The organism is Pseudonocardia sp. Cha107L01 (genome assembly GCF_052566575.1).
The window spans coordinates 2991483-3012683 of record NZ_CP199579.1 but is presented as its reverse complement, the minus strand read 5'-3'; the positions used below and the strand labels follow the sequence as shown (position 1 = coordinate 3012683).

At 72.6% G+C, this 21201-nt stretch carries 21 protein-coding genes; 10 read left to right on the top strand and 11 right to left on the bottom strand.

What is annotated here, in order from left to right; translation table 11 throughout:
• Window positions 1–122: 122 nt before the first annotated feature.
• The 5 genes from hypE (at window position 123) to ACTXG6_RS14270 (ending at window position 3340) form a co-directional block, all read left to right on the top strand.
• The gene (hypE, locus tag ACTXG6_RS14290; RefSeq protein WP_445190001.1) at window positions 123–1184 is read left to right on the top strand and encodes a hydrogenase expression/formation protein HypE; all 1062 of its coding nucleotides are present in this window, start codon (window positions 123–125) and stop codon (window positions 1182–1184) included.
• Window positions 1185–1224: 40 nt separating this feature from the next.
• Window positions 1225–1554: a hydrogenase maturation nickel metallochaperone HypA/HybF gene (locus tag ACTXG6_RS14285; RefSeq protein ID WP_445188279.1), complete on the top strand. Its 330-nt coding sequence runs from the start codon at window positions 1225–1227 to the stop codon at window positions 1552–1554.
• A gap of 2 nt (window positions 1555–1556) precedes the next feature.
• Window positions 1557–2396, top strand: coding sequence for a hydrogenase nickel incorporation protein HypB (gene hypB, locus ACTXG6_RS14280; RefSeq protein WP_445188278.1), 840 nt, complete (start codon window positions 1557–1559; stop codon window positions 2394–2396).
• 29 nt (window positions 2397–2425) lie between these two features.
• Entirely contained in the window at window positions 2426–2947 is a 522-nt protein-coding gene (locus ACTXG6_RS14275; protein WP_445188277.1) for a YceI family protein, read from the top strand.
• Window positions 2948–3070: 123 nt separating this feature from the next.
• Entirely contained in the window at window positions 3071–3340 is a 270-nt protein-coding gene (locus tag ACTXG6_RS14270; RefSeq protein WP_445188276.1) for a hypothetical protein, read from the top strand.
• Here the strand turns inward: ACTXG6_RS14270 and ACTXG6_RS14265 are convergent.
• Together ACTXG6_RS14265 and ACTXG6_RS14260 are read right to left on the bottom strand one after the other, a co-directional pair.
• Window positions 3327–3746, bottom strand: coding sequence for a RidA family protein (locus ACTXG6_RS14265; protein ID WP_445188275.1), 420 nt, complete (start codon window positions 3744–3746; stop codon window positions 3327–3329). The two genes, ACTXG6_RS14270 and ACTXG6_RS14265, sit on opposite strands and share 14 nt — an antisense overlap.
• A complete protein-coding gene (locus ACTXG6_RS14260; protein ID WP_445188274.1) occupies window positions 3743–4516 on the bottom strand; it encodes an IclR family transcriptional regulator in 774 nt (257 codons plus the stop codon). The genes ACTXG6_RS14265 and ACTXG6_RS14260 overlap by 4 nt, the downstream gene beginning before the upstream one ends.
• Window positions 4517–4718: 202 nt before the next feature.
• On the opposite strand from ACTXG6_RS14260, the gene ACTXG6_RS14255 reads away from it, so the two are divergent.
• The 4 genes from ACTXG6_RS14255 to ACTXG6_RS14240 are packed head-to-tail and all read left to right on the top strand — an operon-like array spanning window position 4719 to window position 10033.
• Entirely contained in the window at window positions 4719–6056 is a 1338-nt protein-coding gene (locus ACTXG6_RS14255) for an amino acid deaminase (RefSeq protein WP_445188273.1), read from the top strand.
• 10 nt (window positions 6057–6066) lie between these two features.
• Window positions 6067–7695 carry an N-acyl-D-amino-acid deacylase family protein gene (locus tag ACTXG6_RS14250; protein ID WP_445188272.1) on the top strand — a complete coding sequence of 543 codons (1629 nt, stop codon included), beginning with the start codon at window positions 6067–6069 and terminating at the stop codon, window positions 7693–7695.
• The gene (locus ACTXG6_RS14245) at window positions 7692–8363 is read left to right on the top strand and encodes a bifunctional 4-hydroxy-2-oxoglutarate aldolase/2-dehydro-3-deoxy-phosphogluconate aldolase (protein WP_445188271.1); all 672 of its coding nucleotides are present in this window, start codon (window positions 7692–7694) and stop codon (window positions 8361–8363) included. Before ACTXG6_RS14250 ends, ACTXG6_RS14245 begins: the two co-directional genes overlap by 4 nt.
• The gene (locus ACTXG6_RS14240) at window positions 8363–10033 is read left to right on the top strand and encodes a GntP family permease (RefSeq protein ID WP_445188270.1); all 1671 of its coding nucleotides are present in this window, start codon (window positions 8363–8365) and stop codon (window positions 10031–10033) included. Before ACTXG6_RS14245 ends, ACTXG6_RS14240 begins: the two co-directional genes overlap by 1 nt.
• Window positions 10034–10827: 794 nt before the next feature.
• Here the strand turns inward: ACTXG6_RS14240 and hypF are convergent.
• The 9 genes from hypF to ACTXG6_RS14195 form a co-directional block, all read right to left on the bottom strand.
• Window positions 10828–13332 (bottom strand): carbamoyltransferase HypF, encoded by a 2505-nt coding sequence (gene hypF, locus ACTXG6_RS14235; protein WP_445188269.1) that lies wholly within the window; start codon window positions 13330–13332, stop codon window positions 10828–10830.
• An 8-nt stretch (window positions 13333–13340) separates the two neighbouring features.
• Window positions 13341–14021, bottom strand: a complete 681-nt coding sequence (locus tag ACTXG6_RS14230) for a D-sedoheptulose-7-phosphate isomerase (protein ID WP_445188268.1) — start codon at window positions 14019–14021, stop codon at window positions 13341–13343.
• Entirely contained in the window at window positions 14018–14305 is a 288-nt protein-coding gene (locus ACTXG6_RS14225) for a HypC/HybG/HupF family hydrogenase formation chaperone (protein WP_445188267.1), read from the bottom strand. Before ACTXG6_RS14225 ends, ACTXG6_RS14230 begins: the two co-directional genes overlap by 4 nt.
• Before the next feature lie 128 nt (window positions 14306–14433).
• Window positions 14434–15000: a phosphoheptose isomerase gene (locus ACTXG6_RS14220; RefSeq protein ID WP_445188266.1), complete on the bottom strand. Its 567-nt coding sequence runs from the start codon at window positions 14998–15000 to the stop codon at window positions 14434–14436.
• The gene (locus ACTXG6_RS14215; RefSeq protein WP_445188265.1) at window positions 14909–15439 is read right to left on the bottom strand and encodes a helix-turn-helix transcriptional regulator; all 531 of its coding nucleotides are present in this window, start codon (window positions 15437–15439) and stop codon (window positions 14909–14911) included. The genes ACTXG6_RS14220 and ACTXG6_RS14215 overlap by 92 nt, the downstream gene beginning before the upstream one ends.
• Before the next feature lie 610 nt (window positions 15440–16049).
• Complete coding sequence (locus ACTXG6_RS14210) at window positions 16050–17078, bottom strand: IS110 family transposase (protein ID WP_445183406.1); 1029 nt, start codon at window positions 17076–17078, stop codon at window positions 16050–16052.
• On the bottom strand, window positions 17036–18559 hold the full coding sequence (locus tag ACTXG6_RS14205; protein ID WP_445188264.1) for an amidase: 1524 nt from the start codon (window positions 18557–18559) through the stop codon (window positions 17036–17038). Before ACTXG6_RS14205 ends, ACTXG6_RS14210 begins: the two co-directional genes overlap by 43 nt.
• Window positions 18560–18634: 75 nt before the next feature.
• Entirely contained in the window at window positions 18635–19756 is a 1122-nt protein-coding gene (locus ACTXG6_RS14200; RefSeq protein ID WP_445188263.1) for a right-handed parallel beta-helix repeat-containing protein, read from the bottom strand.
• A gap of 103 nt (window positions 19757–19859) precedes the next feature.
• Window positions 19860–20249: a hypothetical protein gene (locus ACTXG6_RS14195; protein ID WP_445188262.1), complete on the bottom strand. Its 390-nt coding sequence runs from the start codon at window positions 20247–20249 to the stop codon at window positions 19860–19862.
• A gap of 191 nt (window positions 20250–20440) precedes the next feature.
• Between ACTXG6_RS14195 and ACTXG6_RS14190 the strand changes: the two genes are divergently transcribed.
• Complete coding sequence (locus tag ACTXG6_RS14190; protein WP_445188261.1) at window positions 20441–21154, top strand: ArsR/SmtB family transcription factor; 714 nt, start codon at window positions 20441–20443, stop codon at window positions 21152–21154.
• The last annotated feature ends 47 nt before the right edge of the window (window positions 21155–21201 follow it).

Here is a 21201-nt window from a genome sequence, read left to right as displayed (position 1 = left end):
CCGAGGAGGCCGTCGCCGAGGCGGAGCGGGAGGGTCCGCACGCGGGTGGGCGGATCGGAGCCGAAGACCTGCTTGCAGGGTCGAGCATCGGCAGCGAGCACCTGTCCCGCGAGCAGCAGGTCATGGAGCGGATCGACCGGGCGCGGGCGCGCAAGGCCAGGGTCAAGGAGCCCCGGATCACACTGTCGCACGGCGCCGGCGGCAAGGCCACGCACAACCTGATCGACGCGATCTTCCTCGACGCCTTCCGCAACCCCGAGCTGGAGCAGCTCTCGGACGCGGCGTCGGTGCAGGTCGGCTCGGGATCGAACCAGGTACGGCTGGCGTTCACCACGGACTCCTACGTCGTCTCGCCGCTGTTCTTCCCGGGCGGCGACATCGGCGAGCTGGCGATCAACGGCACCGTCAACGACCTGGCGATGGCCGGCGCCCGGCCGCTGGTGATCTCCGCCGGGTTCATCCTGGAGGAGGGGTTCCCGACCGATGACCTGCGCCGGGTGGTGGCCTCGATGGCGGCCGCCGCCAAGGCAGCCGGGGTGCAGATCGTCACCGGCGATACCAAGGTCGTCCAGCGCGGCAAGGGCGACGGCTGCTACATCAACACCGCCGGCATCGGCGTGCGGGAGCGGCCGGTCGAGCTCAACGCGGCGAACGCCACCCCGGGTGACGTGATCCTGGTGTCCGGGCCGATCGGCGACCACGGGATCACCGTGATGCTGGCGCGCGGCGAGCTGGACATCTCCGCCGACATCGTCTCCGACACCGCCCCGCTGCACGGGCTGACCGCCGCGCTGCTGGACGCCGCGCCGGCCACCCGGATGCTGCGCGACGCCACCCGGGGCGGCGTGGCCACCATCCTGAACGAGGTCGCGGCGGCCTCGAAGACGGCGATCGTGGTGGACGAGAACGCGGTCCCGGTCCGGCCCGAGGTGCGCGGTGCCAGTGAGCTGCTCGGCATCGACCCGCTGTACGTGGCCTGCGAGGGCCGCCTGGTGGCGGTGGTGCCGCCGGAGCAGGCGGACGCCGCGCTGGCCGCGTTGCACGGGCACCCGCTCGGCGAGGGAGCCGCGGTGATCGGCCGGGTGGTCGAGGACCCGCCGGGACTGGTGCTGCTGAAGACCACGTTCGGCGGCACCCGGATCGTGGACATGCTGGTCGGCGACCCGCTGCCGCGGATCTGCTGAGCCGTGTCCGTCGAGCTGGCCGAGGGCCGGGGGTAGCCGCGTGCACGAACTGGCGATCACCGAGAGCATCGTCGCGGCGGTGAAGGAGAAGCTGGGCGGCGCCCCGGTCCGCCGGGTGTGTGTGGAGGTGGGGCGGCTGTCCGGGGTGGTGCCGGACGCGCTGCGGTTCTGCTTCGAGGTGGCCACCGCCGGCACCTCGCTGGACGGCGCCGAGCTGGACATCGTCGGGCAGCCCGGCCGGGCGCGCTGCCGGGACTGCGCGGCGGAGTTCGACACCGACAACTTCCTGACGCTGTGCGACTGCGGCAGCGCCGACGTCGAGGTGCTCGGCGGCCGGGAGCTGCGGATCCGAGAGGTAGAGGTGGTCTGACCATGTGCGCAACCTGCGGGTGCTCCGAGGGCGCGGCGGGGGTGCGGGTGATCGACCCGGCGCGGCGCCAGGACCACGGGCACGAGCACGGACCTGGGCACGCGCACGACCACCCGCACCCGCACGACCACCAGCACGGACCTGACCACGAACACGAACCCGCACCCGCCGCCGCACCGGACCCGGACCGCGGCCACACCATCGCGCTGGAACAGCGGGTGCTGGCCCGCAACGACGAGCTGGCCGAGCGGAACCGGCGCTGGCTGACCGAGCGGGGCATCCTCGCGGTGAACCTGATGAGCTCACCGGGCGCCGGCAAGACCACGCTGCTGGAGCGCACCATCGTCGACCTGGCCGGCGAGCTGGGCGTGTCGGTGGTGGAGGGCGACCAGGAGACCCTGCTGGATGCCGACCGGATCACCGTCACCGGCTGCCGGGTCGTGCAGATCAACACCGGTTCGGGCTGCCACCTGGACGCCGAGATGGTGGACCGGGGGCTGCGCACCCTGGCACCGCCGGAGCGGTCGGTGGTGTTCATCGAGAACGTCGGCAACCTGGTCTGCCCCGCGCTGTTCGACCTCGGCGAGGCCGCCAAGATCGTGATCACCTCGACGACCGAGGGCGAGGACAAGCCGCTCAAGTACCCGCAGATGTTCGCGGCCGCCGACCTGGTGCTGCTGAACAAGGTCGACCTGCTGCCGTACCTGGACTTCGACGTGGCGAAATGCCTGGCCGCGATCCGGCGGGTCAACCCGAGGGCGGCGGTCCTGCAAGTGTCCGCCACCCGCGGCGAGGGTCTGCCGGCCTGGTACGACTGGTTGCGGGACCGCGTCGGTCGTTAAGCTTCGGCACGAGCCGTGCTGGAGGCCGTGTGACCAAGTTCCTGCTGGTCGGTGAGCGCTGCGAGCTGACCGCGACGGCGAAGTCGACCCTGCACCCGATCCGGGCGGAGGCCACGGAGCTCACCGGCTGGATCGAGGCCACCTCCCTCGACGGCGCGCTGCACCCGGACGCCCCGGTGACCGCGCGGTTCGAGCTGCCACTGTCCGCGCTGCGGGTGGACAACCCGCTGTTCGGCCGCGAGGTGGAGCGGCGACTCGAGGTCAAGCGGCACCCGCTGGTCGTCGCCGAGGTGGACCGGGTGTCCGGCGGCGCGGCCGACACGGGCCCGGGCCGCTACCGGGCGAACGGGCAGCTCACCCTGCACGGTGTGCGGCACCCGGTGGGCGGCACCGCGACGCTGCGGGTGGGTGACGCCGGTGAGCTGCACGTGACCGGGCGGGTGCGCCTGGACATCCGGGACTTCGGGCTGCGGCCGCCGTCGATGCTCGGGCTGCGGGTCCGGCCGGAGGTCGACGTCGAGCTGCGCATCGTCGCGGTACCGGTCGGCTGAGCCCGCCGGCTGGGCCGCCCGACCGCACGGCCATCAGGGCGGATGTGTCCCGAGCCATATCGGTTCGAGCGAAAAGTATGGTTATCCTAACTTAGCTAAAACGCCGAACTCAGGAGCCGGACCATGCACGTGTCCTCGATCGCCGCCGCCGCGGGCCGGATCCGCCGCTGGCCGTCGACCACGCCGGTATCCCTGCACGCCTGGATGTGCGACTGCGGGGAGTACGGCGTGACCGACCGCCAGCCCGACTCCCAGCGCACCCTGCAGGAGCACCTGGGCGCCGCCGGGCACCCCGGGGGCGAGTACTACTACGGCTGCCAGGGCCAGCGCACCGCGGTCCGGGTGACCGCCGGTGCGGACGGCACGTTCAGCAGCGCGCTCACGGACCGGTAACCGCCAGGGCGTCGATCTCCACCAGCATCTGCTCCACCGGCAGCTCCACGAACACCGTGGTACGGCTGGGCAGCACGCCGCTGGGCACGTGCTTCGCGACGACCTCCGCGTACACCTCGTTCATCGCGGCGAAGTTCTCCCGGCGGGTCAGGTACACCCGGAGCATGATCACGTCCTCCAGGCTCGAACCGCCCGCCTCGAGGATCGCGACCACGTTCTCGAGTGTCCGCCGGGTCTGCGCGGCCACGTCACCCTCGCCGACCAGCTTGCCCGTCTCGGGGTCGAACGCGCCCTGCCCGGAGACCTGCAGCAGCCCACCCTTGCGCACCCCCTGGCCGAACACCGGCAGCGGCGGCGGGGCGGCGGGGGTGCTGATGGCGGTCTTGCCGGTCTGGTTGCCGGTCATGCGGGGCGTCCTCTCGAAGAGTCGATGATGGGTCGCCAGCCGCACTCACGGGAGACCCGCTCGGTGACGGCCAGCAGTGACGGCAGCAGCTCGAGCAGCCGCTCGTCGGTCAGCACGATATTGGGCACCGACACCGAGACGGCGGCGACCGCGCGGCCCGAGGCATCCCGCACCGGAGCGGCGATGCAGTTCACCGACCGCTCGTTCTCCTCCCGGTCGTGCCCCCAGCCCTGCGCCCGGACCCTGCCGAGCTCGGCGTGGAACGCGTCCGCGTCGGTGATCGTGTTGGCGGTGGCCGGCGCGAAGCTCACCGAGGCGAGCACCCCGGCCAGCTCGGCCGCCGGCAGGTCGGCCACCAGCACCTTGCCGGCGGCGGTGGAGTGCACCGGGGCGCGCAGCCCGATCCGCGACGCCATCCGGACGTTGTCGTGCGACTCGAGCTTGTCGATGTAGACGATCTCGGGGCCGATCAGCTCGGACAGGTGTGTGGTGTGCCGGTGCTCGCGGTTGAACGCGGCCAGGTGCGGGGCCGCGATGCTCCGGACCTCACGCTGGTCCAGCCCCCGCGAGGACAGCTCGTGGATGCGGGCGCCCAGGTGGTAGCGGTGACCCGAGTCGCGGAACACGAAGTGCTCGTCGGCCAGCGTGCGCAGCAGCCGCAGCACGGTGGTCTTGTGCACGCCGAGCGCGCCGGCCAGCTCGTCGAGGGTGGCCGGCCCGTCGCCGAGCCGACCGAGGATCTGCAGTGCCTTGCCCACGCTCTGGCTCATCACCGCCCCCTCCCGAGATCAACGTCCTGTGGCGAAACTAGTAGCGCAAAAGCCCTGGTCCGTTCGGCGTGCTGCCCGTTGACGACCTGCGGCGCCGATGCTACAACTCCATGAGCACGTGGCGCAATGCACGTTGCAAGGTACGCAATATCGCTGTTCAAGGCCATATGGGATGGTGCTGAGCCATCTGGAAGGGCGCTACATGAGCCCCACGACCACCTCGACCAGCCGCGGCGACGCTCTGGCGGCTCTCGCGGAGTACCCGCTGACGGGGCTGGAGAAATCACTGCCGGCGGCGGCCGCGGGGCTCACCGTCGCGGAGTTCCTGGCCACCCGGCCGCGGCTGTCGGCGTTCCGGACCCCGCTGCTGGTCCTCGACGACGGCGCGCTGGAGCACAACCTGGCGCGGATGGCGACGTGGTGCGCCGAGCGCGGGGTGGACCTGGCGCCGCACGGCAAGACGACCATGGCGCCGGCGCTGTGGGAGCGGCAGCTGCGGGCCGGCGCGTGGGGCATTACGGTGGCCAACCCGGCGCAGCTGCGGGTGGCGATCCGGTTCGGCGTGCCCCGGGTGCAGCTGGCCAACGCGCTGGTCGACCCGGCGGCGCTGGCCGAGCTGGCCGATGCGCTCGGCGCCGACCCGGAGCTGCAGGTGCACAGCTGGGCCGACTCGGTGGACACGGTCGCCGCCATGAATTCAGCACTGGGCCCGGTGCACCCGGTACGGCCGCTCACCGTGCTGGTCGAGCTCGGCGCCCCGGGCGGGCGGACCGGCGCCCGGGACCTGCCGACCGCCCGCGCGGTCGCCTCGGCGGTCTCCGCGAGCCCGTACCTGGTGCTGGGCGGTGTCTGCGGCTACGAGGGCGCGCTGGCCCACGACCGCACACCGGCGGGGTTGGACGCGGTGCGGCGCTACCTGCGCGAGCTCGGTGAGCTGCACCTCGCGCTGCGGGCCGCCGGCGCGTACCCGGCCGGCGAGGCGGTGGTCACCGCCGGTGGCAGTGCCTACTTCGACGAGGTCACCGATGTGCTCGCGCCGCTGGCCGGGCCGGACACCCGGGTCCTGCTGCGCTCCGGCGCGTACCTGATCCACGACGACGGCTTCTACCGCGGCATCTCCCCGCTCGCGCCGGCCAACAACGCCGGGGCTACCGGCGGGACGGCTCTGCACTCGGCGATGCACGCCTGGGCCCGGGTGGTCTCCCGCCCCGAGCCGGGGCTGGCGCTCCTGGACGCCGGCAAGCGCGACGTCCCCTACGACGAGGGGCTGCCCGAGCCGCAGCTGGCGGCCGACCAGCTGGGTGCGCCGGCGCACCCGATCACCGGCGAGATCTCCGCGGTCAACGACCAGCACGCCTTCCTGCGGCTGGACCCGGCCACGCCGCTGCGGGTCGGGCAGGTGGTGCGGCTGGGGCTGTCGCACCCGTGCACCGCGTTCGACAAGTGGCAGTGGGTCCCGGTGCTCGGCGGCGGTCCGGACGGCTCCGGCGACCCCGATCCGGACCCGGTGGTCGTCGACCTCCTCCGCACCTTCTTCTGACGGGCCGGCCATGCCGAACCCTGTGCACAGCCGCACGCTGATCCGCCGGGCCAGCGTCATCGACGGCACCGAGACCGCGCGCTACACCGCCGACGTGCTGGTCGCGGGCGGCCGGATCGACACCATCGCCCCCGCGCTGGCCCCGGGTGCCGCCGACGCCGACCGGGTGATCGACGCGGACGGGCTGGTGCTCGCCCCCGGCTTCATCGACATGCACGCCCACTCCGACCTGGCACTGGTACTGGACCCGGCGCACCTGGCGAAGCTCAGCCAGGGCGTCACCACCGAGCTGCTCGGCCAGGACGGGCTGTCCTACGCCCCGGTCGACGACGCGTCGCTGGCCATCCTGCGCCGCAAGATCGCCGGGTGGAACTCCGACCCCGGCGCGGCGGCGTTCACCTGGCGCAGCGTCGCCGAGTACCTGGACCGGATCGACGCGGGGGCGGCCGGCAACGCCGCGTACCTGGTGCCGCACGGGGTGCTGCGCGCGCTGGTCTGCGGCTGGGACGACGTGCCGGCCACCGAGGCCGACATCGCCGGCATGAGCGCGCTGCTGCGGACCGCGATGGGCGAGGGCGCGGTGGGCCTGTCCGCCGGGTTGACCTACACCCCGGGTATGTACGCCGAGTCGGCCGAGCTGCTGGCGCTGTGCACGGTGGTCGGCGAGCTCGGCGGCTTCTTCGCACCGCACCACCGCTCGTACGGCAAGGGCGCGCTCGAGGCCTACGCCGAGATGGTCGAGCTGACCGGCCGGGCGCGCTGCCCGCTGCACCTGGCCCACGCGTGCATGAACTTCGGGCCGAACAAGGGACGCGGCGCCGACCTGGTGGACCTGCTCGATGAGGCGATCGCCGGCGGCGCCGACATCACCCTGGACACCTACCCTTACCTGCCCGGCGCCACCACGCTGTCGGCGGTGCTGCCCAGCTGGGCGACCTCGGGCGGGCCGGACGAGACGCTGCGCCGGCTGCACGACCCGTCGGCGCTGGCCCGGATCAGGGCGGACCTTGAGGTGCACGGCTCGGACGGCTGCCACGGTGTCGTCGCCGAGTGGGACACCATCGAGATCAGCGGCGTGACCCGCGCCGAGCTGGACGGCGTGGTCGGCCGCACCGTCGCGCAGCTCGCCGACACCCGGCGCCAGGACCCGTTCGACGTGTTCGTCGACGTGCTGGTCCGCGACGACCTCGGCACCGGCATCCTGCAGCACGTCGGGCACGAGGAGAACGTGCGGACGATCATGCGCCATCCCCGGCACACCGCCGGCAGCGACGGCCTGCTGGTCGGCGCCAAGCCACACCCCCGGGCCTGGGGCACCTTCCCGCGCTACCTCGGGCACTACTGCCGTGAGCTGGGCCTGTTCTCCCTGGAGGAGTGCGTCGGGCACCTCACCGGCCGGGCGGCGGCCCGGTTGCGGCTGCGCGACCGCGGCCTGGTCCGTACCGGCTACGCCGCCGACCTGGTGTTGTTCGACCCGGATGCGGTCATCGACACCGCCACCTACGACCGGCCGCGCAGCCCCGCCGCCGGCATTCCCTACGTGCTGGTGAACGGAGAGCTCGTCATGGACGACAGCCACAGGACCGCGGCCATCTCGGGGCGGGCGCTGCGCCGCCGCGGCACCGGGGACGTGCGATGAGCAGCACGGCCGCGACCCGGGCTGAACCGGGCGTGCTCGACGTGCTCGACGTGCTGCGGGCCGACCGCGCGCTCACCGTGGTCCGTGCCGACACGATCCCGGACGTGGTGGCGCTGTGCCACGCGCTCGCCGAAGGCTGGCTGCGCACCGTGGAGCTGACCTTCACCACCCCCGGCGTGCTCGAGCACCTGGCCAAGGCCGCGCGGGTGCCCGGCGTGCTGCTCGGCGCCGGCACCGTACTGACCGCCGACCAGGCCCGCGGCGCGATCGACGCCGGCGCGAAGTTCCTGGTCACCCCAGGTCTGCGCGCCCCGGTTGCCGAGGTGGCCGTCGCCGCCGGTGTACCGGTGTTCCTCGGCGCGTTCACCCCGACCGAGGTGGCGCAGGCACTGGACCTGGGCTCGGCGGCGGTGAAGATCTTCCCGGCCGGCAGGCTGGGCCCCGGCTACCTGAAAGACCTGCGCGGGCCGTACCCCGGGGTGGCGCTGCTGCCCTCCGGCGGTGTCTCGGCGGACAACGCCAGTGCGTTCCTGGACGCGGGCGCACTGGCGGTCTGCGCCGGCACCAGCGTGGTTCCACCGGCCGTGGTCTCGGCCGGCAACTGGTCCGAGATCACCGAGCGCGCCCGCACCTTCGCGGCCGCCCTGACGACACCCGGGGAGCGCTGATGTTCGTCAACTGGCTGCACCACTCGACGCCCGGTCTGCTCACGCTCGCCGTGCTGAGCGTCGCGGTACTGCTGCTCCTGATCATCAAGTACAAGGTGGAGCCGTTCATCGCGCTGATCGTGGTGAGCGTGCTGGTCGCGCTGGCCGGCGGGGTGTCCGTGGCGGACCTGGTCGGTACCCCGATCAAATCCTCGGCGTCGCTGCTGGAGACCGGGTTCGGCAGCATCCTCGGACACATCGCGCCGATCATCGGGCTGGGTACCGTGCTGGGCGCGGTGATGGAGCGCTCGGGCGGCGCCGACGTGCTCACCACCCGGCTGCTCGCCCTGTTCGGGCCGAAGGGCGCGCCGCTGGCGATGGGGCTGACCGGGTTGATCCTGGGTATCCCGGTGTTCTTCGACATCGGGATCTTCGTGGTCGCGCCGCTGGTCTGGGTGGCAGCCAAGCGCGGCGGCCGCTCGCTGGTGCTCTACGCGATGCCGATGCTCGCCGGGCTGTCCATGACGCACGCGTTCCTGCCGCCGCACCCCGGGCCGGTCGCCGCCGCCGGGCTGCTGCACGTCAGCCTCGGCTGGCTGATCATCATGGGCCTGGCCTGCGGCATTCCGGCCTGGCTGGTGGCCGGCGTGTGGTGGGGCTCGTTCATCGGCCGGCGGATCCACATCGAGGTGCCCGCCGAGATGCTGGCGGCCGAGCCGGATCGTGGCGGGGTCGACCCCGACGGCGACCTGCCCACGGGTGGCGTCAGCCCCGGCGGTTCGGGCAGCGGCGGTTCGGGCAACGGTGGGTCGGGCAACGGCGGTTCGGGCAGCGGCGGTTCGGGCAACGGTGGGTCGGGCAACGGCGGTTCGGGCAGCGGCGGTTCGGGCAACGGCGGTTCGGGCAGCGGTGGGTCGGGCAGCGGTGGGTCGGGCAGCGGCGGGTCGGGCAGCGGTGGGTCGGGCAGCAGTTCGATCGGGAGCAGCTCGGGCGGCACCGCGACATTGGTCCGCCCCCGGCCACCGTCCCTGGGGTTGATCAACTTCATCATCCTGGTACCGATGTTGCTGATCCTGGGCGCCACGGTCGGCGGGATCGCACTGCCGGCCACCTCAGCGCTCCGGCCCGCGCTGCTGTTCCTCGGTACGCCCGCGATCGCGCTGACCATCGCGGTGCTGCTGGCGATGTACCTGCTCGGCATCCGGCGCGGCATGACAGTCACCGAGCTCGGCCAGATCACCGGCGAGTCGCTCAAGCCCATCGGCATGATCCTGCTGGTGGTCGGCGCCGGCTCGTTCTTCGGCGCGGTGCTGCGGGCCACCGGGGTGGGCGACGCACTGTCCCACTCGCTGACCGCCGGCGGCATGCCGGTGATCGTCGCGGCGTACCTGATCAGCTGCGCGCTGCGGCTGGCGCAGGGCTCGGCGACCGTCGCCATCGTGACCACGGCCGGCATCATCGAGCCGCTGGTGTCCGCCGGGAGCTACTCGCAGGCACAGATCGCGCTGATCGTGATCGCGGTGTCCGCCGGGTCGATCATCGCCAGCCACGTGAACGACGGCGGGTTCTGGATCGTCGCGCGGTACTTCAACATGTCGGTCAAGGACACCCTCAAGACCTGGACCGTGCTGGAGACGATCCTGTCCGTGGTCGGGTTCGCGGCGGCCGGACTGATCTTCGCCCTGGTGTAGCCGCCCGGTCGAGTAACCGAGTGCGGCCGGCCGCCGAAGGGGGGCGACCGGCCGCGCTCCCAACCGGCCTGTTGTTACCGAGCTGCACACCAGGCCGGAAATTCGGCCGCGGAACCTGCCTGCTGTGCAGCTCGGTAACAACGGGGTCGGGCGCGCTCCCGGAGCGCGGGGTGTGCTTATCAGCGCCGGGCGCGGTGAGCCGACTGGCCGAGCCGGCCCGGAGGCCGCGCAAACCGAGCCACCACCGGCCTGTTGTTACCGAGCTGCACACCAGGCCGGAAGTTCGGCCGCGGAACCTGCCTGCTGTGCAGCTCGGTAACAACGGGGTCGGGCGCGCTTTCCGGGGCGCGGGGTGTGCTTATCAGCGCCGGGCGCGGTGAGCCGACTGGCCGAGCCGGCCCGAAGGCCGCGCAAACGAGCCACCACCGGCCTGTTGTTACCGAACTGCACACCAGGCCGGAAATTCGGCCGCGGAACCTGCCTGCTGTGCAGCTCGGTAACAACGGGGTCGGGCGCGCTTTCCGGGGCGCGGGGTGTACTTGTCAGCGCCGGGCGCGGTGAGCCGACTGGCCGAGCCGGCCCGAAGGCCGCGCAAACGAGCCACCACCGGCCTGTTGTTACCGAACTGCACACCAGGCCGGAAATTCGGCCGCGGAACCTGCCTGCTGTGCAGCTCGGTAACAACGGGGTCGGGCGCGCTCCCGGGGCGGGGCACCAAGCCGCCCGGTCGAGTAACCGGGTGCGGCCGGCCGCCGAAGGGGGGCGGAGTCTGCGCCTCGGCCGCACGCCGGGGTTCAGCTCGGGTTGCGGTCCCGGGCGGCGGCGATCGCGACCTGGCCGAGGCTGATGCCGGCGTCGTTGGGCGGCACCCGGTGGTGGGTGAGCACCGCAAAACCGTCGGCGCGCAGCCGGGCGGCCAGTCGGCTGGTCAGCACCACGTTCTGGAACACCCCACCGGACAGCGCAACGGTGCCCAGCCCGGTCTCGTTCCGACCGGCGGCGCAGGCCCGGGCCAGCACGTCCACGACGCCGTTGTGGAACCGGGCCGCGATGGTGCCGACCGCCACCCCGGCGGCCAGGTCACCGGCCACCGCGGCGACCAGGTCGGCGCCGCGGATCAGCGGGCCGTCCAGCCGCGCCGGGTATCCGCCGCGCTCGGCGGGGTCCACCCGCTGCTCCAGCTCGATCGCCGCCTGGCCCTCGTAGTTCACCCGGTCCCGCAGGCCGACCAGCGCGGCCACCGCGTCGAACAGCCGGCCGGCGCTGCTGGTCAGCGGGGCGTTCACCGCGCCGGTCGGGGCGGCGTCCAGCAGTGCGCCGAGCTGTTCCCAGCGCGCACCCTGGCGGCCGGCCAGCGCGGCGGCGCCCGGTGGCAGCACCCCGGCGCCGAAGCCGACCCGCAGGTACGCGGCCGCCATCCGCCACGGTTCCCGGATCGCGGCGGCACCACCCGGCAGCGGCACCGGCTCCAGGTGCGCCAGCCGGCGGAACCCGAGCAGCGAGGCCACCATCACCTCGCCGCCCCACAGCGTGCCGTCGGTGCCGTAGCCCAACCCGTCACAGGCCACCCCGAGCACCGGCCCGGCCACCCCGTTGTCGGCCAGGCAGGACGCCAGGTGGGCGTGGTGGTGCTGCACACCGAGCAGCTCCACCGGCTCGCCCCCGTCCTCGGCCGCGTCCTCCGCCCGGTCCAGGGCGAACTTGGTCGACAGGTACTCCGGGTGCAGGTCGTGCGCCAGCACCGCCGGGTGGACGTCGAACAGCTCCTGGAAGTGCGCCACGCCGGTGGTGTAGGAGCGCAGTGTCTCGTAGTTCTCCAGGTCGCCGATGTGGTGCGACAGCATGGCGTGCAGTCCCCTGGCCAGGCAGAAGGTGCTCTTCAGCTCGGCGCCGCAGCCGAGTACCGGGCGCGGCGCCGGCCAGGCTAGCGACAGCGGTTCCGGCGCGTAGCCCCGGGAGCGGCGGATCGGCATCGCGCGGCCGTCGACCACCCGCAGCACCGAGTCGTCGGCCCGGACGTGGATGGGGCGGTCGTGGGTGAGGAACGCGTCGGCGATCGGGGCGAGGCGCGCCTCGGCGTCCTCGTCCTGGAACGCGATCGGCTCGTCGGAGATGTTGCCGCTGGTCAGCACAATCGGCTCGGCGAGCTCGGCGGCCAGCAGGTGGTGCAGCGGGGTGTAGGGCAGCAGCACGCCGAGGTACCCGTTGCCCGGCGCGACCTGGCTCGCCAGCCCGTCGGCGGCCGGCTCAGCGGCCCTCGGTAGCAGGACGATCGGGCGGCGCCGCGAGGTGAGCAGCTCGGCGGCCGTGTCGTCGACCTCGACGATCGCGCGCGCCGCGGCTAGGTCGGCGACCAGCAGCGCGAACGGCTTGTCCTCTCGGTGTTTGCGGGCGCGCAGCCTGGCCACCGCCGTCTCCCCCACCGCGCCGAGGGCCAGCGTGGCCAGGTGGAAACCGCCGAGCCCCTTGATCGCCAGGATCGCGCCGGCCCGCAGCGCGGCCGCGGCCTCGCTGATCAGGTCGGTGATCGGGTCGGCGCCCGGTTCCCGGTCCGGCGGGGTCGCACCGTCGGCCGCCCGGTAGGGCGCCCCGTCCGCGCCGACCAGCCGAAGGGTCGGGCCGCAGTCCGGGCAGCACACCGGCTGCGCGTGGAACCGCCGGTCGGCCGGGTCGTGGTACTCCGCCGCGCAGGCCGGGCACATCGGGAAGCCGGCCATCGTGGTGGCGGCGCGGTCGTAGGGCACCCCGGTGACGATGGTGAACCGGGGCCCGCAGTTCGTGCAGTTCAGGAACGGGTACCGGTAGCGGCGGTCGGCCGGGTCGACGAGCTCGGCGAGGCAGTCCGCGCAGGTGGCGGTGTCCGGGGAGATCAGGGTGGCGCGCCGGCCGGCGGCGCTGCTGGCGACGATGGCGAACCCGGCGGCGGCCCCACTCTCGCCGGCAGCACCACCGGCAGCGCCGCCGGCAGCACCGCCGGTCACCGGGATCTCGGTGGCCTCCACCCGCTCCACCACGGCCAACGCCGGCGGGTGCTCAGCCAGCTCGGCGAGGAACCTGCGCACCGAGGCGGGGTCACCCTCGGCCTCCAACAGCACGCCGGACTCGTCGTTGCCGACGTGGCCGGACAGCCCGAGCGAACCGGCCAGCCCGTGCACGAACGGGCGGAACCCGACACCCTGCACGATGCCGGCCACCCGCACCCGGACCCGCACCCGCTCGGGCGACCCCGCATCGGGCGATCCAGCATCGGGCAACCCCGCATCGGGCAACCGCGGGTCGGACACCCGAGTGTCAGGCATCCGCGGGCTCAGGAGCCGGCGAGCGCGAGTTGGGTGAGCTCCCACAGCACGTGGTACGTGGTGGTCTGCGCCTCCTGGATGCGGTGCACCGAGTCGGACGGCATGACGAACAGGTAGTCGATCTCGCCGCGCTCGGCCGCCTCCGCCATCGGGCCCCCGGAGTAGCCGGCCAGCCCGACGGTCAGCATGCCGAGCCGGCGCGCCTCGACGAACGCACGCAGCACGTTGCGCGAGCCGCCGCTGGTGGACAGCCCGACCGCGATGTCGGCGGCCCGCCCGGACGCGGCCAGCGGGCGGGCGAAGACCACGTCGAACGACACGTCGTTGGCCAGCGCGGTCAGGGTGGCGACATCCCTGGTCAGCGACCTGGCGGGCAGTGGGCGGCCGGGGCCGGACGGGGTGAGGAACTGCCCGGCGACCGCGTCGGCGTCTGTACTGCTGCCCCCGTTGCCGAAGCTGAACAACCGGCCGCCGGCGGCGAACCGCTCGGCCATCGCGGTCGCGCAGGCGGCGATCCGCTCCGCCTCCGCCGTCAGCAGCTCGGCGCGGACCCGCTCGATCTCACCGACCTTGTCCCGGGTGGACCGCGCCACCTCGGCCAGCACCGAGCTCAGCGCGGCCGATGTCCCCTCGGTGCCCGGCTCGTCGGCGGCGTAGAGGAACGGGTACAGCGACTCGACGCCGGTCACCGTGAACCGCCAGCGCTACCGGCCGGCTGGAACGCCGAGGTGTCCACCCACACGATCGCCTCCTTGGCGTGCACCAGCACCACGTCGCCGAGCCCGGCATCGACCAGCGCGATGCTGACCTCCTCGAAGGTGCCGGCCTCGGTTTCCACCAGCGCGATCTCGTCCGGGCGCAGCTCGGTGATCCGGACCGGCACGGCCTCGTCGGAACAGGTGATGCAGACGTCACCCTCGCAGTGCGCCGGCACACCGGCGGTGGGCCTGATCCCGATGGGCCCGAGCAGCACAGGCTCGGTCGTGACAGGCCCGCTCGTGACAGGCCCGCTCGTGACAGGCCCGCTCGTGACAGGCCCGCTCGTGACAGGCCCGCTCGTGACAGGCCCGCTCGTGACAGGCTCGCTCGTGACAGGCTCGGTCATGACAGGACGCCGGGCTGCTCGGCGAACACGTGCACCAGCTCCCACAGCACGTGATAGGTCGTCACCTGCACCTCCTTGACCACCAGCGGATCGGTCGAGTGCACCACCAGGGTGTGCTCCGCGAGGCCGTCGCGGACGATCCGCCCGCCGTCACCGCCGAGCAGCGCCACGGTCAACAGCCCGGCCTGGCGGGCCACCGCCATCGCGTCCGCGACCTCGTCGCCGCCGTCCGCCGCGATGCCCAGCGCGATGTCCCCGGGCTCGCCCAACAACGCCAGCTGCCCGGCCATGTTGCGCCCGGTGAGCGCGAAGGCCGGCAGCGCCCTCTTGCCCACGATCACCGGGTGGACGAACTCCACCACCACGTGTGCCGCGTCGCTGTCCGCACCGCCGGCACCGAACACCACCAGCCGCCCGCCGCGATGGAACCGCCGGGCCATTGCATGGCAGGCCGCCGCGATCGCCTCCGCGTCACCCGCGAGCGCGTTCGCCGGCACCGATCGACGGCTGAACGCCTCGATGGTCCGGCTCGCCGTGACCGTGGCGACCTTCGCCGTGGGCATGGCCGACTCCCTCCCGCGGATCCGGGCAACCGATTCCGCCGGCTCCGTTGCACGCACCGCCATGGCTGTCCGGACTGTGCTCCTGGTGGTCCCCGGACTCCGCGCTGACGCCGGTCAGCTTCTGGTAGCGGCCGCGGAACACGTGCAGCGTCTGGTGGGTGGCCTCCAGCAGTACCGCCTGGCGATTCAGGTCGGCCACACCCGCCGCTGTCACCTGATAGGTGCGCCGGGCCGGGCCCGAGTCCGAGGTCTGCCAGCTGGACCGCACCAGCCCGTTGCGCTCGAGGCCACGCAGCGAGCGGTAGACCGCGCCCGCGTCGCCGTCCACTACGTGGAGTTCGCGCAGCCTGTTGACCAGGTCATAACCGTGGTCCGACCGCTCACGCAGCAGCAGCAACAGGCAGGGCTGCAGAAAGTTCCTCGGCTCACACTCGCCCATATCGCGCCCCGTTGCGACGGAATCATGAGACCCGAGCGTCTCATCATGTGTGACGGGTCACAAGGGCTGGGGCGAACGGTGGCCGAACCGCCGCTCAGCGGGCCCCCACGAGCTGCGGCCGGTGGGCACCATGCTTATCTGTGGCCACCGTGGTGTCAAGGCCGCGCGACCCCTCGTTGACTCACTTGTTTTTGGATCTTCTTCGATGGCCGTGGGGCGCGCGTTTAGCTCGGTGGCGGCTGTCCAGGCTCGGGCAGCGCCCGACCGCGCAGCGGCCGCAGGGCCTTGACAGCGAGACCGAGCGGCGCACCCTGGCCGCCGGCGAAGAAGATCTTCGTGGGTTGTTGCTTCAGCTGGTAGGCATCGTCGGCTCCCTCGAGTCGGGCCTGGCTCGTCTACCCCGGTGTGTGTCGGGCGCCCCTGCTTATCTAGGTCCTCGACCACTTGGGGTCGGCGACAAGATGGCGATTGGGGTGACTCAACTCGGGTTGCGGCCGCTCACTCTTGGTCGGCTGTCCGGTGAGGAACCGGCAGCTACAGGGTTGCTGGGAGCTGACCGCGGGTTCATCGGTTGGTCGGGCGCGGCGACTTGCCCGGGGTGTTGGGCGGATCAGGCGGCGGGTGCGAGAACCTGGTCGCCCAGGTTGCGCAGGGTGTGGTGGCAGCGGCGGGCGAGCTTGCGGGCGACCGACAACAGCGCCAACTGGCCATCCAGGCGGGCCTTGACCTGCTGGAAGTAGGCATGATCGGGCGAGCTGGGGCGTCCGGCGTACACGGCGGACTCATACAGTGCCCAGCGCAGCAGAACCGGGCCTTGTCGGGCCAGATGCCCAGCGGTGCGACGGCCGGCGGAAGAGTAGACAGTGACATCCAGCCCGGCGTGGCGCACAGCGTCATCGGAGCTGCGGAACCGGCGAGTGTCTCCCATCTCAGCCCAGATCGCCACCGAGGTCAGCGGCCCAACGCCGTAGTGTGCGGCCTGCAACGCCTTGCACGCGGGCTGCCGCCGGGCGATCCAGTGGATCTGTTCACGCGCGTTGCCCAACTCCTCGGAGAGCCGATCGACCTGTCGCATACCGGTGTCGATTGCGATGCGGGTCGCCGGGGATAAGTGCGCCGCGGCGATGCGTTCCCGTCCGGCCGCCGACATCGCTTTGACGTCGAGGTCTACGACGCCCATGTGATAGAGACCGGCTTGTACCCGCTGCAACCAGCCGGTGCGCTCATCGAGCAGGTCCTTATAGAGGCGGACCAGTGCGCGAGCCTCCAGCACCGGCTCCGGTGGGATCCACGACTCCGGAATCCGGCCTTCCAACAGCAGGTCCCGCAGCAGCTGGGCGTCGGTACGGTCGGTCTTGGCGCGCCGTTTCGGGCCCCGACGCGCCGCGGTCTCGGCCGGCTCCGCCATATGGGCCTCGATGCCGGCCCGCTGAAGTTCCTCGACGACGTAGCGCCAGCCCGTGCAACCTTCCAGAGCGAACGCCACGCCGGCACGGCCGCTGAACCGGCCTAACCATCGCCTCAAGGTTTCCCGGTCTCCCGGCGCGATCTTGCCCCGGAGCACCTCCCCCGAATCGAGATCTACATAGTCGAACGTCAACTGCGATCGATGAATGTCGATCCCGCCCACCACCGACATGACAACCTCCCCAACCGGCTCACCGTTGGACGAACAGGCCGCCGGCGGCGGCCGCCACATTCCATCTTGGTGACCTGCTCAAACGCCTGGCCGGCCCGGAGCACCGCAAGATCACCCCGATGCGGCCCGACGATCTGCAACCCGATCGGCAGACCCGCCGGGGTGAAGCCGCCCGGTACCGACAGCGCCGGGCACCCGGTGACCGAGATGAGGTACGCCGAGGCCATCCAGCCCAGGTAGTCCTCCATCGCCCGGCCGGCGACCTCGGTGGGGTAGCGCCACTCCACCGGGAACGGCGCCACCTGGCTGACCGGGGCGAGCAGCAGGTCGTAGTCGGCGAAGAACTCGCGGACCCGGTGGTAGAGCTCGGTGTGCTTGGCCTCGGCACGGGCCACGTCGGCGCCGGACAACCGGCGGCCCTCGTCGATGTTGTCCAGCAGCTGCGGGCTGAACCCTTCCGGCTGCGCGGTGGCCAGCGGGCCGAAGGCCATCGCGAACCGCCAGGCCCGCAGGGTGCGGAACACCTCGTCCGCGCCGGTCAGGTCCGGGCAGGCCAGCTCCACCCGGGCCCCCAGGCCGGCGAACACCTCGGGTGCCGGGGCCAGGGCGGCGCTCACCTCCGGCTCCACCTGCACCCGGCCGCCGAGGTCCGGCGCCCAGGCCACCCGCAGCCCGGTCAGGTCGGTGGGCTGGCGGCCGGGCCGGCCGAGCTCGGCAAGCTCCGGACCGGGGTGTTCCAGGGACGACGGCGCCCTCGGGTCCGGGCCGGCCAGCACGGACAGCGCCAGCGCGACGTCACCCACGGTGCGGGCCATCGGCCCCTGCACCCCGAGCGGCGACCAGGGCAGCGGGTCCGGCCAGCTGGGCACCCGGCCGGGCGAGGGGCGCAGGCCCACCACGTTGCAGAACGACGCCGGGTTGCGCAGCGAGCCGCCGACATCGCTGCCGTCGGCCAGCGGGTGCATCCCGGTGGCCAGTGCGGCGGCCGCGCCGCCACTGCTGCCGCCCGCGGAACGCCCCAGGTCGTAGGGGTTGCGGGTGGCGCCGAAGAGCGGGTTGACGGTGTGGCTGCCGGCGGCGAACACCGGCACGTTGGTCTTGCCGATGGTGATCGCGCCGGCCCCGCGCAGCCGCTCGATCACCAGCTCGTCGGTGTCCGGCACGTTGTCCGCGAGCAGCGTGGAGCCGTAGGTGGTGCGGATCCCGGCGGTGTTGTGGGTGTCCTTGTGCGCGATCGGCAGACCGTGCAGTGCGCCCAGCTCCGCCGGCACCCGGTGCCTCGACCAGGCCACCCAGTGCCGGTCCGCCGCGGCGGCCTCGTCCAGCGCCCGCTCGGCGACGAGCGTCACCACCGCGTTCACCGCCGGGTTGACCTGCTCGATGCGCCGCAGGTGCGCGGTCACGACCTCGACGGCGGACACTTCGCCCGCCCGGATCAGCCGGGCCAGCTCGCCGGCGCCGGCCCAGTGCAGTTCGATCACCGGGCCGACGCTACCCGGCCCACCGCGCGCCGGCTCGCCGAACGGCGGGGACCGGTGCCCCGCCGGGCGGCGGGACTACTTGGTGACGTTGTTGGACTCGTCGAAGCCCGCTCGGGACGCGTCGTCCACCTGGTAGGGCTCGAACTTGCCGACGATCGTGTTGTCATTGATCTTGGTGTCGGTGGCGCCCTCCACCGCCAGCACCGCGGTCGTGTACTGCGAGGAGAACGTGTTGCCCCTGATCACGACATTCGGGTAGCCCTCCAGGTACACCGCCTGGTCGGCGCCGCTCTGGCAGTAGTTGTCCAGGAACTGGATGGCCACCTGGCCGGCGGGCACCCCGGCGTTGTGCCGCTCGGTACCGCTGGCGATCAGGCACTGCGCGTCGACGTTCACGCACTTGTTGTTCTGGATGACCACGCCGTAGGTCAGCGGGCTGTCGCTGTCGAAGGTCTGGAAGCAGTCCGTGTGCGGCTCGGTGCCGGCCGGGTAGCCCGCCTGGCTGATGTCGTGCACCATGTTGTTGATCAACTTCATGTTGATGCCGAAGAACCGCATGCCGTCCGCGTCCGTGGCGGTGCGCCGGATCGACCCGCTGACGTCGTTGTTCTGCGCGGTGACGCCCTGGCCGTCGATCAGCACACCGGTGCCGTCCGTGCCCTTGACCGTGTTGTTGTCGACCATCGAGTTGGTGCACGGCGAGCACCGGATGCCGTCGTCAGCGGCACCCCGGACGTCGTTGTTGCGGATGGTGATGTTGGTGCCGCGCGCCTTGATGCCGTTGCCGCCGTTGGTGTTGAAGCCCTCGACCAGCACGTTGTCCGCCTGGACACGGATGGTGGTCAGGGTGGAGCCGTCCGATTCCAGGGCGATCGGCGAACCCGGGGTGCCCGACTTGGTCAGCCGCAGCGAGGCGCCCTGCACGTAGGAGCCGAAGATGCACAGGCGCTGCCCGGGGACGGCCGCGTCCAGGGCCTGCTGCGCGCTGGTGCTGTCGGTCAGCGACTTGGTGCAGTTGTCCGGCTTGGGGACCGCGCGCGGCACCGAGCCGGGCGGCGGGGGTGGGGCGGCTTTCGGGATCGGCGCCGCGCTGCAGGCACCGGCCAGTAGGGCGGCCGCTACCGCGAGGCAACCCAGGACCAGCAGGCGGGACCAGTGAGCGCGGGTGCTCCGCCGAGGTCCTAGAAAGCTCTTCACGCCGGAATCCTACGAACGGGCCGACCCCCGAGGTTCGACAGGGTGTCGGGCGCCGCCGCCGCTGTGGGGTCGCTGTGGAACCGTTGTGCCCCTCGGGCAGCACTCAGCCGGGACACTCCGGACCGCCGTCGATGAAACCGCCGTCCGAATCGCTGAAGTCCAGCGCGAGCTGCTGGATGATCTCGGCACGCGACTCGCCGGTCACGTTGCCCAGCACGGTCATCAACCGCTCCTCCACGATCCAGTGCACGGTGGCCTGCCGGCTGAACATCTCGGCGATCGCGCCGGTGAAGGCGGCCAGCTGCTCCTGGTCCCGCCGCGACACCCGGGTCTCCAGCTGGATGTCGAAGCTGTGCCGGCCGATGGACCTGGTGAACGCCTCGGCCGCGCCGGCCGCGCTCTGGCCGCGCTCGCCCATCAGGGTCAGCACCGCGAGCCAGTCGTCGAGCAGCTCGCGCGACGAAGGGACCGCTATGCCGTCAGGTTCGCTCACCGGGTCATCCCCACCGTTGCGTCCAAGCTCGTCGCATCCCCAGACCCGTCCCATCGACACTGCAGCGCATCGACACTGCAGCGTTCAGTGGCCCGCCATTCTGGCCCACGGTGCCGACAACTCACCGCCGGGCTCGGCACCGGGGACGGTTCGGCGTGCGCCGAAGCAATTGCTGGGTAGCCTGGTTCGTCATGACTGGTGCGACAGAGGTCGCCGACATCGCCGGGGTGGCCGCCGCGATCGGTGACCCGTCCCGGGCGCGGGTGCTGCTCGCGCTCGCCGGCGGGAGCGCACTGCCGGCCAGCGCGCTCGCCGCCGAGGCGGGGGTGAGCGCCTCCACCGTCTCCGGGCACCTGAGCAGGCTGCTGGCCGCCAAGCTCCTCACCGTGGAGCGCGACGGCCGGCACCGCTACTACCGGCTGGCCACCCCGGAGGTCGCCACAGCGCTGGAGTGGCTGTCCCGCATCGCGCAGCCGCTGCCGGTCCGCTCACTGCGCCAGTCGACCCGCGCCGCCGCGCTGCTGCGCGCCCGGTTCTGCTACGACCACCTGGCCGGCCGGCTGGGCGTCGCGGTGATGGCGGCGCTGCTGGACCGCGAGGTACTGACCGCCGAGCTCGCCGACTCCGACGACGTGGTGCGCTACCTGGTGACACCGGCCGGGCAGGTCGAACTGGCCGGGTTCGGCGTGGACCTGTCCTCGCTGGCCCGGCGCCGCCCGACCGTGCGCTACTGCCTGGACTGGGCCGAGCAGCGACCACACCTGGCCGGCCCGCTCGGCGGCGCGCTGGCCGCCCGGCTGTTCGAGCTCGACTGGATCCGCCGCGGCCACTCGCGCCGCGTCGTACACGTCACCGACTACGGCGAAGCCGGACTGCGCGACACCTTCGGCATCACCGCGGACTGACCCCGCCCCGGGGCGGGCGCTCGGTGGCGAGGGCAGACTGCTGGGTG

Coding starts and splice junctions, on each gene's coding strand:
- hypE (WP_445190001.1), top strand. CDS start 123: ATGGAGCGGATCGACCGGGCGCGGGCGCGCAAGGCCAGGGTCAAGGAG.
- hypB (WP_445188278.1), top strand. CDS start 1,557: ATGTGCGCAACCTGCGGGTGCTCCGAGGGCGCGGCGGGGGTGCGGGTG.
- ACTXG6_RS14270 (WP_445188276.1), top strand. CDS start 3,071: ATGCACGTGTCCTCGATCGCCGCCGCCGCGGGCCGGATCCGCCGCTGG.
- ACTXG6_RS14265 (WP_445188275.1), bottom strand. CDS start 3,746: ATGACCGGCAACCAGACCGGCAAGACCGCCATCAGCACCCCCGCCGCC.
- ACTXG6_RS14260 (WP_445188274.1), bottom strand. CDS start 4,516: ATGAGCCAGAGCGTGGGCAAGGCACTGCAGATCCTCGGTCGGCTCGGC.
- ACTXG6_RS14255 (WP_445188273.1), top strand. CDS start 4,719: ATGAGCCCCACGACCACCTCGACCAGCCGCGGCGACGCTCTGGCGGCT.
- ACTXG6_RS14250 (WP_445188272.1), top strand. CDS start 6,067: ATGCCGAACCCTGTGCACAGCCGCACGCTGATCCGCCGGGCCAGCGTC.
- ACTXG6_RS14245 (WP_445188271.1), top strand. CDS start 7,692: ATGAGCAGCACGGCCGCGACCCGGGCTGAACCGGGCGTGCTCGACGTG.
- ACTXG6_RS14240 (WP_445188270.1), top strand. CDS start 8,363: ATGTTCGTCAACTGGCTGCACCACTCGACGCCCGGTCTGCTCACGCTC.
- hypF (WP_445188269.1), bottom strand. CDS start 13,332: ATGCCTGACACTCGGGTGTCCGACCCGCGGTTGCCCGATGCGGGGTTG.
- ACTXG6_RS14220 (WP_445188266.1), bottom strand. CDS start 15,000: ATGCCCACGGCGAAGGTCGCCACGGTCACGGCGAGCCGGACCATCGAG.
- ACTXG6_RS14215 (WP_445188265.1), bottom strand. CDS start 15,439: ATGGGCGAGTGTGAGCCGAGGAACTTTCTGCAGCCCTGCCTGTTGCTG.
- ACTXG6_RS14210 (WP_445183406.1), bottom strand. CDS start 17,078: ATGTCGGTGGTGGGCGGGATCGACATTCATCGATCGCAGTTGACGTTC.
- ACTXG6_RS14190 (WP_445188261.1), top strand. CDS start 20,441: ATGACTGGTGCGACAGAGGTCGCCGACATCGCCGGGGTGGCCGCCGCG.